The organism is Sinorhizobium sp. B11 (assembly GCA_039725955.1).
In the GTDB taxonomy this organism is placed as follows: Bacteria; Pseudomonadota; Alphaproteobacteria; order Rhizobiales; family Rhizobiaceae; genus Rhizobium.
In genome coordinates, this window is the sequence record CP091034.1 from 4,102,977 (window position 1) to 4,120,236 (window position 17,260).

General features: G+C 59.1%; 14 protein-coding genes and 1 riboswitch. Of the genes, 4 read left to right on the top strand and 10 right to left on the bottom strand.

Annotation, left to right across the window (positions count from 1 at the left end; genetic code table 11):
- Positions 1-11: 11 nt before the first annotated feature.
- Positions 12-1,304: an extracellular solute-binding protein gene (locus LVY75_30310; protein ID XAZ23055.1), complete on the bottom strand. Its 1,293-nt coding sequence runs from the start codon at positions 1,302-1,304 to the stop codon at positions 12-14.
- Between the two features lie 203 nt (positions 1,305-1,507).
- Between LVY75_30310 and LVY75_30315 the strand changes: the two genes are divergently transcribed.
- The 3 genes from LVY75_30315 (at position 1,508) to LVY75_30325 (ending at position 5,869) form a co-directional block, all read left to right on the top strand.
- Complete coding sequence (locus tag LVY75_30315; GenBank protein XAZ23056.1) at positions 1,508-2,512, top strand: Gfo/Idh/MocA family oxidoreductase; 1,005 nt, start codon at positions 1,508-1,510, stop codon at positions 2,510-2,512.
- 10 nt (positions 2,513-2,522) lie between these two features.
- Positions 2,523-3,521, top strand: coding sequence for a LacI family transcriptional regulator (locus LVY75_30320; GenBank protein XAZ23057.1), 999 nt, complete (start codon positions 2,523-2,525; stop codon positions 3,519-3,521).
- A 104-nt stretch (positions 3,522-3,625) separates the two neighbouring features.
- The gene (locus LVY75_30325; GenBank protein ID XAZ23058.1) at positions 3,626-5,869 is read left to right on the top strand and encodes a glycoside hydrolase family 2 protein; all 2,244 of its coding nucleotides are present in this window, start codon (positions 3,626-3,628) and stop codon (positions 5,867-5,869) included.
- 25 nt (positions 5,870-5,894) lie between these two features.
- On the opposite strand, the gene LVY75_30330 is transcribed toward LVY75_30325, so the two are convergent.
- From LVY75_30330 to LVY75_30345, 4 genes are all read right to left on the bottom strand, one after another.
- Positions 5,895-7,010 carry an ABC transporter ATP-binding protein gene (locus LVY75_30330; GenBank protein XAZ23059.1) on the bottom strand — a complete coding sequence of 372 codons (1,116 nt, stop codon included), beginning with the start codon at positions 7,008-7,010 and terminating at the stop codon, positions 5,895-5,897.
- 3 nt (positions 7,011-7,013) lie between these two features.
- Positions 7,014-7,961 carry a carbohydrate ABC transporter permease gene (locus LVY75_30335; GenBank protein XAZ23060.1) on the bottom strand — a complete coding sequence of 316 codons (948 nt, stop codon included), beginning with the start codon at positions 7,959-7,961 and terminating at the stop codon, positions 7,014-7,016.
- Positions 7,958-8,911, bottom strand: coding sequence for a sugar ABC transporter permease (locus LVY75_30340; GenBank protein XAZ23061.1), 954 nt, complete (start codon positions 8,909-8,911; stop codon positions 7,958-7,960). The genes LVY75_30335 and LVY75_30340 overlap by 4 nt, the downstream gene beginning before the upstream one ends.
- 78 nt (positions 8,912-8,989) lie before the next feature.
- Entirely contained in the window at positions 8,990-10,249 is a 1,260-nt protein-coding gene (locus tag LVY75_30345; GenBank protein XAZ23062.1) for an ABC transporter substrate-binding protein, read from the bottom strand.
- Between the two features lie 311 nt (positions 10,250-10,560).
- Between LVY75_30345 and LVY75_30350 the strand changes: the two genes are divergently transcribed.
- The gene (locus LVY75_30350; GenBank protein ID XAZ23063.1) at positions 10,561-11,613 is read left to right on the top strand and encodes a LacI family transcriptional regulator; all 1,053 of its coding nucleotides are present in this window, start codon (positions 10,561-10,563) and stop codon (positions 11,611-11,613) included.
- Here LVY75_30350 and LVY75_30355 read toward each other — a convergent pair.
- The 5 genes from LVY75_30355 to nrdH all read right to left on the bottom strand — a co-directional run bounded on the left by LVY75_30355 (position 11,610) and on the right by nrdH (position 16,725).
- Complete coding sequence (locus tag LVY75_30355; GenBank protein ID XAZ23064.1) at positions 11,610-12,857, bottom strand: adenylate/guanylate cyclase domain-containing protein; 1,248 nt, start codon at positions 12,855-12,857, stop codon at positions 11,610-11,612. The two genes, LVY75_30350 and LVY75_30355, sit on opposite strands and share 4 nt — an antisense overlap.
- Before the next feature lie 93 nt (positions 12,858-12,950).
- Complete coding sequence (gene nrdF, locus LVY75_30360; protein ID XAZ23065.1) at positions 12,951-13,925, bottom strand: class 1b ribonucleoside-diphosphate reductase subunit beta; 975 nt, start codon at positions 13,923-13,925, stop codon at positions 12,951-12,953.
- Positions 13,926-13,941: 16 nt separating this feature from the next.
- A complete protein-coding gene (gene nrdE, locus LVY75_30365) occupies positions 13,942-16,110 on the bottom strand; it encodes a class 1b ribonucleoside-diphosphate reductase subunit alpha (protein ID XAZ23066.1) in 2,169 nt (722 codons plus the stop codon).
- A complete protein-coding gene (gene nrdI / locus LVY75_30370) occupies positions 16,089-16,490 on the bottom strand; it encodes a class Ib ribonucleoside-diphosphate reductase assembly flavoprotein NrdI (protein ID XAZ23067.1) in 402 nt (133 codons plus the stop codon). Before nrdI ends, nrdE begins: the two co-directional genes overlap by 22 nt.
- Positions 16,491-16,503: 13 nt before the next feature.
- Positions 16,504-16,725 (bottom strand): glutaredoxin-like protein NrdH, encoded by a 222-nt coding sequence (nrdH, locus tag LVY75_30375; GenBank protein XAZ23068.1) that lies wholly within the window; start codon positions 16,723-16,725, stop codon positions 16,504-16,506.
- Between the two features lie 262 nt (positions 16,726-16,987).
- A riboswitch (cobalamin riboswitch) is annotated at positions 16,988-17,215 on the bottom strand.
- Between the last annotated feature and the right edge of the window lie 45 nt (positions 17,216-17,260).

Below are 17,260 nucleotides of genomic sequence, written 5' to 3' on the forward strand. Positions count from 1 at the left end.
ATATCAGTGGCTTACTTGACCATGTCGTCGCCGAGCGTTTCCTTGACGTAGTCGACAAGGATCTTCTGGGCGCCGGCCGCATCGGTTTCCTTGCGCAGCAGGGCTTCGGTGGCGCGCGCCACACCTTCGGCAACCGTGCCGAAGCCGGAAGCCTGCTTCAGGAAGACGCCGTTTCCGGCAGCCGCATGGATCGGAACGAGTTCCGTCAGCTTCTGGAATTCCGGATCCTTGGCAGCATCCTTGCTGGCCGGAATGTTGCCGATGCGGGCAGCATAGGAAACCTGCGTTTCGACCGAGCCGATTTCCATCAGCGCCTTCTTGGCCAGTTCCACATTGGCGGACTTGGAGTTGACGGCCCACGGAGCAGCGAGGTTGGCAAGCACGTACTGGCCACCGCTCTGACCCGGAACAGTCCAGGTGCCGACGATCTTGGTCACGTCGGGGATCGGGTTCTTGCTCTCGCGACCCCAGTCGAAAATGTAGCACCAGGAGCCGCAGGTGGTGGCGGCAAGCTTGCCGGCCGGGAACATTTCATACTTCGGCACGACCCAGGGTTCCGGTCCGAGCAGCGGCTGCACCGGCATCAGATCCTTGTCGATCAGCGTCTTGTAGACGTTGAAGACATCCTTGACGCCTTCGCCGTTCAGGTCGAGCTTGCCATCGGCACCGACGAGCTGCGGCGTCTTGGAACCGACGAGCAGGTGCTGGAAGCCTTCGTCGAAGGCGCCGCTGCCCCAGGAAACGCCGGCCGGGAAGAGTAGGCCGTAGGAACCGGTCTTCTGCTTGACTTCGGCGGCGCGATCCAGGAGCTCCTGCCAGGTCTTCGGCTGCTCGGTGGAGATGCCAGCCTTTTCGAGAACGTCCTTGCGGAAATAGATTTCCTGAATGCCGAGCATGAACGGCATCACATAGGTTTCGCCGTCAGGGCTGACAGCAAGCTGCTTGGCGACGTCATAGAGGTTGGCGTAACCATCCCAGGCCTTGAACTCGGTGGAAACAGGCGCGAGGTAGCCGGCTTCGACCATGTCGGCAACGGCAGCCGTCGTCGGGATGGAGAAGAGGTCGGGTGCGTTGCCTGCGCCAAGCTCAGTCAGGAGCTTGGTGAGATAATCCTTGTCGGGCGCCGGATATTCGACGACCTCAACCGTTACGCCATATTTTTTCTCGATCCGCTCGACGGTCGACTTCATCGCGTCGATGCCGGCCTGACCGTGATTGGCGATACGAATTGTTTCAGCATGGGCCAGCGTCGAAACCGCGCTGAGCAGGATGGCGCACAGGCCACCGATAACCGTCTTCTTCAACGGAAGTCCTCCCTTTTTTAGAGCCACGGCGCCCTCCAGCACCGGCGAGGAAAATGTACACGCATTCTGAATGCTGACAAGATGATTTTTTAAAGCCGCAACCAACTCAAATATACAATATTGATTTTATTGAGTTATTTATAACTTGCACCAATGGTGACGTTTGTGTAATCGTTTGCACAACGATATCAGGGAGGATTTCGATGTCTCAGAAATTGCGCCTCGGCGTCATCGGCGCCGGCTTGAAGGCGGCTGAATATGCTCAGAGCTGGGCGAAGATGCCGGAAATCGAATTCGTAGCGCTCGCCGACACGACGGAAACCTCGAGAAAGCGCCTCATCGACGTCTGCACCGCAGCCGGAGCACCGGAGCCGAAAAGCTTCGAGGACTACCGCGACATGCTCGTAAAATGCCGCGATGAACTCGACATCATCTACGTCTCCACCCCGCACGCGTTCCATGCCGAGCAGGCGACTGCCGTTGCCGAAGCCGGCCTCGATCTTTTCCTCGAAAAGCCGATGGTGACGACCGTCGCCGAGGCCGAAACGCTGATCGCGGCGCAGAAGAAAAGCGGCGTCACTATCGTCACCGCCTTCCAGGGCGGCCTCTCGCCGCTTGTGCTCGATACCCGCAAACGGGCTCTCTCCGGTGAATTCGGCGATCTCATCGCCATTTCCGGCATGATCTGGGAAAGTTGGTCTTCCAACTATGACGGCCACTGGAAACAGCAGCCGGAAATCTCCGGCGGCGGCTTCATGTTCGATACCGGCGCGCACATGATGAACACCGTCTGCCTGCTCGCCAATTCCGATTTCGACAGCGTTTCCGCCTATATGAACAACCACGGCAAAAAGGTGGATATCGCCACCGCCGTCTCCGCCCGCCTGAAGAATGGCGCGCTGGCGACGCTGACGGCCGCCGGCGAAGGCCCTCCCGGCTGCGCATCCTACATCACCTTCTTCTATTCCAAGGCGATCGTCCGCATAGACGCCTGGGGCGGCTGGCGGGAAATCAGCATCGGACGCACCAGCGAACCGCGCGAAGAAGCCGAGATTCTCGGCAATCCGATGAAGAATTTCCTCGCCATCCGTGCCGGAACGATGGAAAACTCCGGCTCCGTTGAAATGGGTCTCAGATTCGCTAGGCTCTGGGATGCAATCAAGGAATCGGCAGCAGCCGACGGCACCCCCGTCAGGATCGCCGGATAGGCGCAAAATAATGAGCGGAACGAACAGACGGCGGATCACCTCGAAGGAACTGGCGAAACTCGCTGGTGTGTCCTCGGCGACGATTTCGAGGGCTTTCTCGCCGGATTCCAGGATCGGAAGCGCCACGCGCGACCGCATCCTCGCCGTTGCTCGCGAATATGGCTACCAGCCGAATGCGATCGCCCGCTCGCTGAACAACCAGCGCTCGCGCTTGGTCGCCCTCGTCGTCAACGCCATCGGCAACCCCTGCGAGGCCGAGGAGCAGCAGCTCCTCGTCCACCGCCTGCAGGCCCGCCAGCTCCTGCCGATCCTGCTCTGTTGCGCCGACCACTCCGATCGCCTGCAGCTGATGCGACTCGCCTCCACCTACCAGGTCGATCATGTCGTCATCTTCTCCGACATGGTCTCGATGCAGGATGCGGTCGATATTTTCCACACGACCAAGCCGATCATCGTTTCCTTCGAGCCGCTGGAAAACGAGGATGTATCCAACATCCGCATCGACGGCGCGGTCGGCGCCGGCGAGATCATCGACAAGGTTGTCGGCGACGGAAAGAAGCGCTTCGCCTATCTCTCCGGCACCAAGTCAAGCTGGATCGACAAGCTGCGCCGCAAGTGGTTTGCCGATGCGCTCGCGCGTCACGGCCTGTCTTTCGAAGCGGAAGCCTTCGGCGACTATTCCTATGATTCCGGCTTCAAGGAAGCCGTCCTGCTGCTGCACCGCTCGAAAGTCGATGCCATCATCTGCGGCAATGACGTCATGGCGATCGGCGCGCGCGATGCCGCCCGCCGCGTCCTCGGCAAGAATACGCCCGAGGATATCGCCATTGTCGGTCAGGACGGTATCGCCATGGCCGCCTGGGATTGCAACGACCTGACGACGCTGAGCCTCGACCACGCAGCCTTCATGGATGCGGTCGTCGAAGTGATCGAACGCCACGAGGCCGGCGACGAAGGCCCGCACAGCATCACGCTTGCCTGCACGCCCCGCTGGGGCTCGACCGCCTGAGGGGCGGTTCATTCATTCGCTTCGAGGAGGACTACCGATGATCACCCTTTGCCGCGCCGCTAGCAGGCGCCACCTCTCTTCTGCCGCCTGCCGGGGAGAATGAGATGCGCTCAGTCGTTTCCTTGAATGAATCCTGGAGCTTCCACGAGGGCTTCGGCCAGAACCTGACGGAAGCCTTCGATGGCGCCGCGATGGTCCATCTGCCGCACACCGCCGTCGAGCTGCCCTTCAACTATTTCGACGAGAAGCGTTATCAGCGCGCCTTCACCTATCAGAAGGTGCTGCGCTGGCTGCCGGAATTCGAAGGCCGCGAAGTTTCCATCCTCTTCGACGGCGCCATGGCTGACAGCGTCGTCTATCTGAACGGCGAAGAGATCATCGCCCACAAGGACGGCTACACGCCGTTTGAAGCTCGTCTTACCGGCAAATTGATCAAGGGCGACAACCTGATCACCGTTAAGATCGACGGCAGCGAGAACCCGGCGATCCCGCCCTTCGGCGGCCGTATCGACTATCTGACTTATGCCGGCATCTATCGCGACGTCTGGCTGAAGGTCACCGACAGGATTTCGATCCGCAATATCAAGATCGAGACGCATGATGTCCTCTCGGACAGGAAATCGGCGACAGTACGTGTCGATATCGCCAACCCGCAGGGCCTCACCTATGCGGCGACCGTCACCGGATCGCTGCGGGACGCGCATGGCAACATTCTGGCGAGTGCTGCCGGCGAGACGATCGGGACCAGCACCACTCTTTCCTTCGGCGGCCTGACCGACATCGAGCTCTGGGATCTGTCGAACCCGGCGCTCTATGAAGTCTCCGTCGAACTGAAGACGGAACATGGCGCCGACCGGACCACCGGCCATTTCGGTTTCCGCACCGCCAAATTCACCCCGGAAGGCTTCCTGCTGAACGGTCGCCCCGTAAAGCTCCAGGGCCTCAACCGCCATCAGGCCTATCCCTATGTGGGCTACGCCGCCGGCCGCTCCGCGCAGGAGCGCGATGCCGATATCATGAAGACGGTGCTGAAGTGCAATATCGTGCGCACCTCGCACTATCCGCAGTCGAAATGGTTCCTCGACCAGTGTGATCGCATCGGCCTGCTCGTTTTCGAGGAAATCCCGGGCTGGCAGCATATCGGCGATCTCGACTGGCAGCAGGAGTCCATCGAGAATGTTCGCCGCATGATCGAGCGCGACTGGAACCACCCCTCGATCATCATCTGGGGCGTGCGTATCAATGAATCGCTCGACAATCACGACTTCTATACCGCCACCAACCGCCTGGCCCACGAACTCGATTCCACCCGCCAGACCGGCGGCGTTCGTTACCTGACGGAAAGCGAGCTGCTCGAAGACGTCTACACGATGAACGACTTCATCCTCGGTAATGAGGAACTCCCGGGTGCAAACCGTCCGCGCACGGCCCTTCGCAGCCAGCAGGAAAATACCGGCCTGTCCTACAAGGTCCCGTACATCATCACCGAATTCAACGGCCACATGCATCCGACCAAGATGTATGATGCAGAGCAGCGCCAGGCCGAGCATGTGCGCCGCCATCTGGAAGTGCTGAACGCCGCCTATGGCGATCCGGATATTTCTGGCGCGATCGGCTGGTGCATGTTCGACTATAACACGCACAAGGATTTCGGCTCCGGCGACCGCATCTGCTATCACGGCGTCATGGATATGTTCCGCGAACCGAAATTCGCGGCCTATGTCTATGCCAGCCAGTGCGACCCTTCGGAAGACGTCATCATGAAGCCGGTCACCTTCTGGGCGCGCGGCGAGCGCAGCATCGGCGGCGTGCTGCCACTGATCATCCTGACCAATTGCGATGAGGTAGAGCTCAAATACGGTTCGCTGACGAAGCGCATCGGTCCGGACCACGAAAACTACCCGCACCTGCCGCATCCGCCCGTGGTGCTCGACCACCGCCATTTCACCCAGGACGAACTCGGCCGCTGGGGCCTGGAATGGATCGACGGCGAATTCACCGGCTTCGTCAACGGCGAGCCTGTAGCCAGCCTAACGCTCGCGGCCGATCCCCTGCCGACCGCACTGGAAGTCGTGCCCGACAGCACCACGCTGAAGGCGCGCGAACGCGACACGACCCGCGTCATCATCCGCGCGCTCGACCAGCGCGGCCAGCGGCTGCCGTTCCTCAACGATGTTGCAACCTTGACCGTGAAGGGGCCTGGCAAGATCGTCGGGCCAGCGGCCGTACCGCTCCAGGGCGGAACGACGGGCTTCTGGCTGGAGGCAACAGGCCTGACGGGCGAAATCACCGTCGAAGCGACCTCGAGCCACTTCGCACCAGTCACGATTTCCGTGGCGGCCGTCTGACGGCCGCCAGAGAATATTTTGCTGGCTAAGCGATCCGCAACTGGCTGGCCGGATCGAAGAAGACCGCCTTGTCGAGATTGAAGGCAAGGCGGGTATTCTGGCCCGGCAGGATGCCGGTATCCGCTCCAAGGCGCGCCACTACCGACTTGCCGCCGAGCTTGGTGACGGCAAATGTATCTGAACCGGCCGGCTCCACGACCTCGATGGCGCAATCGCCATGGACGACCGACTTTGCCTTGCGGTCAGCTCCGTCAATATCCGTCAGTGCTTCCGGACGGATCCCGAAAATGACCTGCTTACCGGTATAGCCTGTCAGGCTGTTGTTGCCGGTATTGACGGGCAGCTTCAGCGGCTCGCCATTCGGCCGCTCCAGCGACACCTGCAGCCCGCCGGCGCCATTCTCGACGGTGGCGTTCACCAGGTTCATCGCCGGCGATCCCATGAAATCCGCCACGAACACATTGGCTGGGCTGTTGTAGATCTCGGCCGGCGTGCCGAACTGCTGCAGCACGCCATCCTTCAGCACCGCGATTTTCGTCGCGAGCGTCATCGCCTCGATCTGGTCGTGGGTGACGTAGACGATCGTCGTTCCCATGCGCTGGTGCAGGCGCTTGATTTCCGTACGCATGTCGACGCGCAGTTTCGCATCGAGGTTGGAGAGCGGTTCGTCGAAGAGGAAGACCTGCGGATTGCGCACCAGCGCGCGACCCATTGCGACGCGCTGACGCTGTCCGCCCGAAAGCTGCGACGGCTTGCGGTCGAGCAGATGGCCGATCTGCAGCATGTCGGAGACCTGCTTGATCGCCTTTTCGCGCTCTTCCTTCGGCACGCCGCGGATTTCCATGCCGAAGGCGATGTTGCCGGCAACCGTCATGTTCGGATAGAGCGCGTAGCTCTGGAAGACCATGGCGATATCACGCTTGGACGGATGCAGATCATTGATCGCACGGCCATCGATACGGATTTCGCCAGAGGTGATCGCCTCGAGCCCGGCAATCGTGTTGAGCAGTGTCGACTTGCCGCAACCGGACGGACCGACCAGCACCAGGAAGCCGCCCTTTTCGAGTTCCAGATCGATCCCCTTGAGAATATCGACGGCGCCGAAACGCTTCTTGAGACCGGAAATTTCAAGGAAAGCCATGGATCACCCTTTGACGGCGCCCGCCATCAGACCGCGCACGAAATAGCGGCCGGCGAGGATATAGACGATGAGCGTAGGAACGGCCGCGATCATCGCGGCAGCCATGTTGACATTGTATTCGACGACGCCGGTCGAAGTATTGACGACGTTGTTCAACGCCACCGTCATCGGCATCGATTCGCCCGTGCCGGCATAGGCCGAAGCGAAGAGGAAGTCGTTCCAGATATTGGTAAACTGGTAGATGACCGTGACGACGATGATCGGCAGCGAGTTCGGCAGCATGATGCGGCGAAAGATCTGGAAGAAGCTCGCGCCATCGACCTGCGCTGCCTTCACCAACTCCGTCGGGAAGGCTTCGTAGAAATTGCGGAAGAAGAGCGTCGTGAAGCCGAGACCGTAGACGACATGCACGAAAACCAGGTTCACCGTCGGATTGCCGAAGCCGAAGCTGAATCCGGTCGCGTTCTGAAGGGTCGTGCCAAAACGGCCGAGAAAACCGAGAATGGTGGCCATCGGCAGCAGCACGGACTGGAACGGTATGAAGCAGGCAAACAGCATCAGGCCGAAAACCAGCGTATCGCCAGGAAAGCGCCACTTGGTCAGTACGTAGCCGTTGAGCGCGCCGAGAATGGTGGAGATCGCGACGGCCGGCACGACCATCTTGATCGAATTCCAGAAGTAGCCCTTGATGCCGGCGCAGGTGAGGCCGACACAGGTCTCGCCCCAGGCCTTGAACCACGGATCGAGTGTCGGCGACTGCGGCAGCGCCAGCATATTGCCGTTCTGGATTTCGTCCATGGTCTTGAACGAGGTCGTCAGCATGACGAAAAGCGGCATCAGGTAAAGAACGGCAAAGATCAACAGCAGGCCGTAGATGACGACACGGCCGATCCAGCGACCGCTAGTGCCGCCATGCGAAGTTGCGATTTCGGAAGAGGCAATGCTGCTCATCGTCCCTTCTCCCTCAATTCGGAATAGAGATAGGGAACGATGATGGCCGAGATGGTCATCAGCATGATGATGGCGCTTGCAGAACCGACAGCCATTTCATTCCGCTTGAACGTGTATTCGTACATGAAATTGGACGGCAGCCAGGCCGAGCCACCGGGGCCGCCGGAGGTCAGCGCCACCACAAGGTCGTAGGACTTGATCGCCATATGGGCGAGCACGATGAAAGCCGACAGGAAGATCGGTCGCAGCAGCGGAATGATGATCCGGCGGTACATCTGGAAAGGCGAGGCGCCATCGATCTGGGCAGCCTTCATGATCTCGCCGTCGATACCGCGCAAGCCGGCAAGAAACATCGCCATGACGAAGCCGGAGGCTTGCCAGACACCGGCGATGACGACGGTGTAGATGACGAAGTCCTTGTTCTTGATCCAGTCGAAATGGAAGCTCGTCCAGCCGAAATGGTGCAGCGTCTGCTCGAGCCCGAGGCCCGGATCGAGAAACCATTTCCAGGCAACGCCTGTCACGATGAAGGACAGCGCCATCGGATAGAGGAAGATCGGCCGCAAGATGCCTTCACCGCGGATCTTCTGATCGAGAAGAATCGCCAGCATCAGCCCGAGCCCAAGGCAGATGAAAATATAGAGGAAGCCGAAGATCCCCATATTGGTAATCGACGTGTACCACGAGGACGGCGGGTCGCTCTCGAAAGTCCAGCGCCAGAGCCGCTCGTAGGCACGCGTGCCCGTTAGCGCATAGGACGGAAAGGTCTTGGAATTGGTGAAGGAGAGATAGGCTGTCCAGACGATGAAGCCGTAGACGAAAATCACCGTGATGAGAAAACTTGGCGCCAGCACGATCTTCGGCAGCGCATCCTGCAGCCGGCCACGAATGGACGTCCGGCTTGAGGACTTCGACGTCAGTATCGGGTCTGTGGTCGCAACTGTGCTCATGAAATCATCTCCTCCAGCACCCGCAGGGGCTGAGGCTTTCCCGCGCATCGCGCGGGAAAGCCGTTGTCGATGGGAATATTAGCGGGCGTCGTCGATGGCCTGGACGAGCTGGGTAACAGCGTCGTCGGAGGTCTTGATCTGACCATGAACGAACTTCGAGACAACGTCCTTATAGGCGTTGGCGATAGCCGGAGGCGCGCCATAACCCTGTGCCAGCGAGCCGAACAGCGTGCCGCCCTCGTTGGCAGCTTTCAGGTCGGCAATACCCTTCTTGCCGCAAGCGTCGAAATCCGTATCCGGAACGTCGGTACGGGCCGGAACCGAACCCTTGACGACGTTGAAAGCGGACTGGAAGCTCTTCGACAGCGTTGCCGTGGCGAGCGCTACCTGAGCGGCCTTGCGGTCGTCAGGAACGTTGAACATGCCGAACATGTCGGAGTTGTAGATCACGCTGCCGTCGGTGCCCGGGAAGCGGTAGCACAGGAAGTCGGTATCAGGGGTCTTCTTGGCGGCAACGAATTCGCCCTTCGCCCAGTCACCCATGACCTGCACCAGAGCGTCGCCCTTGATGACCATCGCGGTTGCCAGGTTCCAGTCGCGGCCCGAGAAGTTCGGGTCGACATACTGGATGATCTTGGCAAGGTTATCGAACGACTTCTTCATCGTGTCGGACTTCAGCGAAGCCTCGTCGAGGTCGTTGAAAGCCTTCTTGTAGAATTCCGGACCACCGGTCGAGAGCACGATGGAGTCGAACATCGTGGCTTCCTGCCAGTTCTGACCGCCGAGTGCGAGCGGAATGACACCGGCTGCCTTCGCCTTGTCGAGCAGGGCGGTCAGGTCGTCGAAGGTCTTCGGCTGCGTGCCGCCGATCTTGTCCATGACGGACTTGTTGATCCACAGCCAGTTGACGGAGTGAACGTTGACAGGTGCTGCGACCCACTTGCCGTCATAGACAGAGAATTTCTGCAGTGCCGCCGGCACAGACTTGTCCCAGCCTTCCTTCTTCGCCGTCTCGGTCAGGTCGCCCATCACGCCAGCCTGGGCGTAGTCAAGCACCGTATAGCCGAGCATCTGCGATGCCGTCGGATAGGTACCGGCCGCGACCATCGCCTTCAGCGCGGTCATGGCTGCGTCACCGCCACCGCCGGCAACCGGGACGTCCTTCCAGGCGTAACCTTCCTTGGAAAGGTCGCCCTTCAGCACGTTGAGCGCCGCGGCTTCACCGCCGGACGTCCACCAGTGCAACATCTGAACTTCCTTGACATCGGCCGCATGGGCGCTGCCGAAACCAGCCATCATCACGACAGCAAGAGCTGCCGAGCTCAAAAACTTGCGCATGAATATCCTCCCGTTCGTAAGTGGGCGGCGAGACCCTCCTCAGCCACCCCGATGTCTTCCGCCCGTAATGACGATCAAACACCGCACCGCGCCTCCCAGCGCGATTGACAATTTAAAACGTTATAAACGCAGCGACGTCAAGCCCTTCCTCGACTCCCGAGAAAAATATGATTAACTCACAGCACCGTTGTTTTTATTATACTTTTTTCCAATGCCTAACAAATTGTAAAAATTTAAATCGTTTGCATTGATCGATTGCATGCCGGTTTCATCGTGTTATGGTAGCCGCGATCCAGCACGGAATGTCCTCAGTGACCGAATCGTCCCAACTGCAACGCGGTGAAAATCCGGATGGCGCGCAAAAGCGCGGCAAGCCGACCTTGCGTACCATCGCAACATTGACCGGTCTCGCGGTAACGACAGTTTCGCGCGCACTAAGCGACGCTCCGCAAATATCGGTCGAGACCCGCGAACGCGTTCATCGCATTGCCCGCGAGATCGGTTACCTGCCGGACCGGGCTGCCCAACGCCTGAAGACGGGCCGCACAAACGTCATCAGCATCCTTCTCGATCCGCATCAGGAAGTCGTCGGCTTCGGCACCGCCATCATGTACGGCATCGCCAAGGTGTTGAAGGAGACATCCTATCACCTCGTCGTCGCCCCGAACTTCCTGTCGACGACGGATCTCGAAGCGGCGGAATATATCGTCCGCAACAATTTCGCCGATGGCCTGATCTTCACACGGACGGAACCCTTCGATGCGAGGGTGCGGATGCTGCAGGAGGTCGGCTTCCCATTCGTGTCTCACGGGCGCACGGAGTTTTCGACACCGCATGCCTATGTCGATTACGACAATTATGCTTTCGCCTACCAAGCCACCCGGCGCCTGATCGCCAAGGGCAGGAAGAAGGTTGCAGTCGTCATGCCGCCGAAGCGGCTGACTTTCAGCCAGCATATCCTTCATGGCTTCATGACCGCTGTGCGCGAGGCTGGCGTGGCCTACGAGATACCGGAAGCCGTTACGCTCGATTCACCGGCCAATGAAATTAGAGATTTCTTCCGCGCGCGCGCCACCGCACCCGATGTTCCCGATGGCTTCGTCTGTCCGGGTGAGGTTTCTGCGCTCGCGCTCGTCAGCGCAATGGGTGATGCGGGCAGTATTCTGGCCGAGGACTATGACATCGTCGCCAAGGAGACGTCGCATCTCCTCACGCATCTGCAGCCGAAGATCGAGACCATATACGAGGATCTGGTCGAGGCGGGCGAACATCTCGGCCAGATGCTTCTTCAGCGCATCGGCAATCCGTCAGCAGAGAGCCAGAGCCTGCTCCTGCCGCCGCAGATCAATTTTCCGGTAGCCTAAGCTGCGTCACGACCGGCTGTCGGCTTTTCGCGGAAAGCGAAGACTTCCACCGGCTCCCCAAGCCCGCGCAGAGGAAAAGTGCCGAGATTGTCCATCTCTTCCGTGCAGGTCGCCATCTCAACGAAAGCGCGAGACAACAGGACCGGCCGCCTGACTTCCTTGGTCAAGGTTTCAAGCCGCGAAGCGACGTTGACTGCCGGGCCGATGACCGTGAAATCCAGCCGCCGGCGCGAACCGATATTACCATACATAACGTCGCCGACGTGGACGCCGACACCATAGCGCAGTGGATCACGTCCCAGGCGCTGATGTTGCTCATTCACTTTCGCCATCGCCTCCTGCCCTTCACGGATCGCCGTCAGCAGGTCTTCGCAGGCAGAAGGCTTCGACAGCGGGAAGATGGCGAGCAGTCCATCGCCCATGAACTTCAGGATTTCGCCGCCGTGCCGTTCGATCGGATCGGACATTGCATCGAAATAGTCATTGAGCAACTGGATGACGTCGTCGCGCGGCCAGAGATCGGAGATCGCAGTGAAATCGCGCAGGTCGCAGATCATGATCGCCGCGCCGACGGTCGTGCCGCTGCCGCGGGTGATGACGCCGGAGAGAATCTGTTCGCTCGCATGCGGCCCGACATAGGTCTGCAGCAGAGTGCGCGCCATGATGTTCTTGAGCCTGATCTCGCTGACGAGAGTGAGAGCCGGCAGCAGATCGCGCAGGAAATCCACGTGCTCACCGGTAAAACCGCCCGGCCTATTGGTGGAGAACGTAACGACGTGACGCTTGTCGAACGTATGATCGATCGGCCAGGCGATATATTCGGAATAGCCGTCGTCGCGTAGTTCCTGGTAGAAGGGATAATCGTCGCCCTCCCACAAATCCTCCAGGTTCTTCCGCACCTCGTTGGCGCCGTTATGAATCTCGTTGACCGGGCTGTTGAGGAATTGCGGCGTGGTTTCCACCCCGTAGGCAAAGGTGTTGATCTTCGCCTCTTCCATGCCTTCCACCCACAGGATGCGGGCGCCGATCCATTGCGGATGGTTGGTGCGGAAATGCAGGCTGGAGCGGTTCACCGGCACGCCAGCTGCCAGCAGCCGCTTGCACATCTCCACCAGGATATTGTCGATGAAACGCTCGCCGCGGGTCTCATTGATCAGCCAATCGAGAATTCGGCGCCTGCGGATTGGCCAGACACCTTCGGCATCTTCACTTGCCGGATCAGTCGCTTCGAAAGAGGGCCTCATGAAAAACTCCCGCTACGCCACATTCAACGAACACATCGGGCTGAATGTGGGCGATAGCGGGCCGAATGATAAGAGGCTTCGTAAAGATAAACCTCAGAAATCCCAGTCTTCGTCCTCGGTCGCCACCGCCTTGCCGATGACATAGGAGGAGCCGGAACCCGAGAAGAAGTCGTGATTTTCATCGGCATTCGGCGAAAGCGCAGACAGGATTGCCGGATTGACCTTGCAGGCTTCGGCCGGAAACAGCGCTTCGTACCCGAGGTTCATCAACGCCTTGTTGGCGTTGTAATGCAGGAACTTCTTGACGTCCTCCGTCAGCCCAACGCCATCATAGAGCGCTTCGGTATATTTAGCCTCGTTGTCGTAGAGTTCGAGGAGCAGATCGAAGGCGAAGTCCTTGATCTCCTGCCGGCGCTCTTCTGAGAGTTTTTCCAGTCCGCGCTGAAACTTGTAGCCGATATAATAGCCATGCACGGCCTCGTCTCTGATAATGAGGCGGATCATGTCGGCGGTGTTGGTCAGCTTGGCGCGGCTTGACCAGTACATCGGCAGATAGAAGCCTGAATAGAAGAGGAAGCTCTCGAGGAAGACGCTCGCGACCTTCTTCTTCAAGGGATCGCCGGACGCATAGTGCTCCATGATCAGCGCCGACTTCTTCTGCAGGAACTCATTCTCTTCCGACCACCGATAGGCATCGTCGACATCGGGCGTGAGGCAGAGCGTGGAGAAGATCGAGGAATAGGAGCGTGCATGCACCGCTTCCATGAAGGAGATGTTGGAAAGCACTGCTTCCTCATGCGGGGTGACCGCATCCGCCATCAACTTCACGGAGCCGACACCGTTCTGGATCGTGTCGAGCAGAGTCAGCCCGGTGAAGACGCGGATCGTCAGCTGCTGCTCGACCGGCGTCAGCGTTCCCCACGACGGAATGTCGTTCGACAGCGGCACCTTTTCCGGCAGCCAGAAATTGCCGGTCAGACGGTTCCAGACCTCGAGATCCTTGTCGTCCTCGATGCGGTTCCAGTTGATGGCGCGCACGCGGCTGACCGGCTTGACTTGCATGTTCATGGTTTTCTCCGGTCGGTTATAGCGTGCAGGAGACGCAGCCCTGCACCTCGGTGCCGGATAGCGCCATCTGGCGAAGACGGATGTAATAGATCGTCTTGATGCCCTTCTTCCAGGCATGGATCTGGGCGCGGTTGATGTCGCGCGTCGTTGCCGTGTCGCGGAAGAACAGCGTCAGCGACAGGCCCTGGTCGACATGCTGGGTGGCAGCCGCATAGGTATCAATGATCTTTTCCGCGCCGATCTCGTACGCATCTTCGTAATAGTCGAGGTTGTCGTTGGTCATGAACGGTGCCGGATAATAGACGCGGCCGATTTTGCCTTCCTTGCGGATCTCGATCTTCGAGACGATCGGGTGGATCGAGGAGGTGGAGTGATTGATGTAGGAGATCGAGCCCGTCGGCGGCACCGCCTGCAGGTTCTGGTTATAGAGCCCGGAGGACATGACGACCTTCTTCAATTCCAGCCAGTCTTCCTGCGTCGGGATATGAATGCCGGCATCGTCGAACAGCGCCTGCACCTTCTCGGTCGCCGGCTTCCACTCCTGCCCGGTATATTTGTCGAAATAGTCACCTGAGGCATATTTCGAATTCTCGAAGCCCTTGAAACTTGCGCCATGCTCGACCGCCAGGCGGTTGGAAGCACGCAGAGCGTGATAGGTCACCGTGTAGAAATAGATATTGGTGAAATCGACGCCTTCTTCGGAACCATAGTGGATGCGCTCGCGGGCAAGATAGCCATGCAGGTTCATCTGTCCCAAGCCGATCGCGTGGCTATCGTCATTGCCCTTCTCGATCGAAGGCACCGAAGAGATATGGCTCATGTCGGAAACGGCCGTCAGCGCGCGGATCGAGGTTTCGATCGTCTTGCCGAAATCGGATGAATCCATCGCCATGGCGATATTCAGCGAGCCGAGATTGCAGGAAATATCCTTGCCCATCGTCTTGTACGAAAGGTCGTCGTTGAATTCGCTGGCCTCGCTCACCTGCAGGATTTCCGAGCAGAGGTTGCTCATGCTGATGCGGCCGGCGATCGGGTTTGCCCGGTTCACCGTGTCTTCGAACATGATGTAGGGATAGCCGCTCTCGAACTGTATTTCGGCGATCACCTGGAAGAATTCGCGGGCCTTGATCTTCTTCTTGGTGATACGGGCATCCGCCACCATCTCGCGATACTTTTCCGTCACCGATATCTCGGTGAAGGGGACGCCATAGACCCGCTCCACGTCATAGGGCGAGAAGAGGTACATATCCTCATTGTTCTTGGCGAGTTCGAAGGTGATGTCAGGCACGACGACGCCGAGCGATAGCGTCTTGATGCGGATCTTCTCATCGGCATTTTCGCGCTTTGTATCGAGGAAGCGCATGATATCGGGGTGGTGCGCGTTGAGATAGACGGCACCTGCCCCCTGCCGTGCACCAAGCTGGTTGGCGTAGGAGAACGAGTCTTCCAGCAGCTTCATGACGGGAATGATGCCGGAAGACTGGTTTTCGATCTGCTTGATCGGCGCACCGGCCTCGCGGATGTTCGTCAAGGACAGCGCAACGCCTCCGCCACGCTTGGACAGCTGCAGCGCCGAATTGATGGAGCGACCGATCGATTCCATATTGTCTTCGACACGCAGAAGGAAGCAGGAGACGAGTTCGCCACGCTGCTTCTTGCCGGCATTGAGGAAGGTTGGCGTTGCCGGCTGGAAACGGCCGGAGATGACCTCTTCCATCAGATCGCGGGCAAGCTGTTCATTGCCTCTGGCAAGCGCGAGCGCCACCATGCAGATACGGTCTTCATAACGCTCCAGGTAGCGCTTTCCGTCGAAGGTCTTCAGCGTGTAGCTGGTGTAATATTTGAAGGCGCCGAGGAAGGTCGGGAACCGGAACTTCTTGGCATAGGCTTCGTCGAACAGGTCGCGGACGAAATTGAAGGAATACTGGTCGAGCACTTCCCGCTCGTAATAGCCTTCAGTTACCAGATAATCGAGCTTCTCCCGGAGATTATGGAAGAACACCGTGTTCTGGTTCACATGCTGCAGGAAATACTGCTTGGCCGCCATGCGGTCCTTGTCGAGCTGGATCTTGCCCTCATCGTCATAGAGGTTCAGCATCGCGTTCAGCGCGTGATAATCCAGCGCTTCCGCGGCCTTGAGCGGCTTGACGCCCGCATCCCGCGTCAGATTTGTCCCCGTGTCCAAAATCGTCCCATCCCGTCTTTGACATTGGCGACATCCTCGGCAGTCCCCAGGAGCTCGAACCGGTAGAGGTAAGGCACCTGGCATTTTTGCGAGATCACGTCGCCGGCAAGCCCGTAGGTCTCGCCGAAATTGCTGTTGCCCGCAGCAATGACGCCGCGGATGTTGGAGCGGTTTTCCGCATCGTTGAGGAAACGAATCACCTGCTTGGGCACGGCCCCTTTTCCGCCGTCCCCGCAATAGGTGGGCGAGATCAGCACATAGGGTTCGCGAATGTGGATGTCTTCAGCGCCAGCGGGAATGCGCGCCGCGCGCAGTCCCAGCCTCTCGACGAAACGATGGGTATTCTCGGACCGGCTGGAATAATAGACGATCAGGCCCACCGCTTTTCTCCGGTCAGGAGAGCGCGCTGATCATGTCGGGACGGAAGCCCGCCCAGTGGTTCTCGCCGGCAACGACGACCGGAACCTGCATGTAGCCCATGCCGCGCACGCGATCGAGCGCCTCGGCATCCTCGGAGATATCGATGATCTGGTAATCGACGCCCAGACGGTCGAGGGCGCGGTAGGTAGCGGTGCACTGTACGCAGGCAGGCTTGCTGTAAACGGTAACGCTCATCATGTTCCTCGTGATGTCAATGGATTCCGGACGCAATACTGGGATCGGGCGCCTTGCGGCGTCCGAGGCAACGCTTGGTATTGATCTGACAAAGTTGGCGCTTTACACGCCGAACACTCTTCCCCGCACGATCTGGGCGGGCGGCGGTTTTAATGCTTTCAACATGACTTCAACCCCGAAGTGTTCAGCGGACATTCGGGGGCAGCGCAACAGGCGCGGATTTGATCCGCCTGCGTATACGCGACCTTCCGGACACCCCGCCCGTGGATACCTCGTTCAAGGCAGGTCTCCTGGCTCGCGGGTCGAAGCACCCTGCCCCCAGCCTTCCCAAAGCTTCATGCCTCAGTGACCTGAAATCGGACAGTTGCTCGCCGCTTACAGTTGCGGGGGCAGCTCCGGCTTTGTCGCGCCGTCATGGCGAGACGCACCGTATTCCCATCTTAGCCCCCGACCCTCACGAATCGAAGGAACCTTGAACACTAGATATAGTACTCGAATCCCGGTTTGCGTCAACGGATGGTTTGTGCATCGCGTT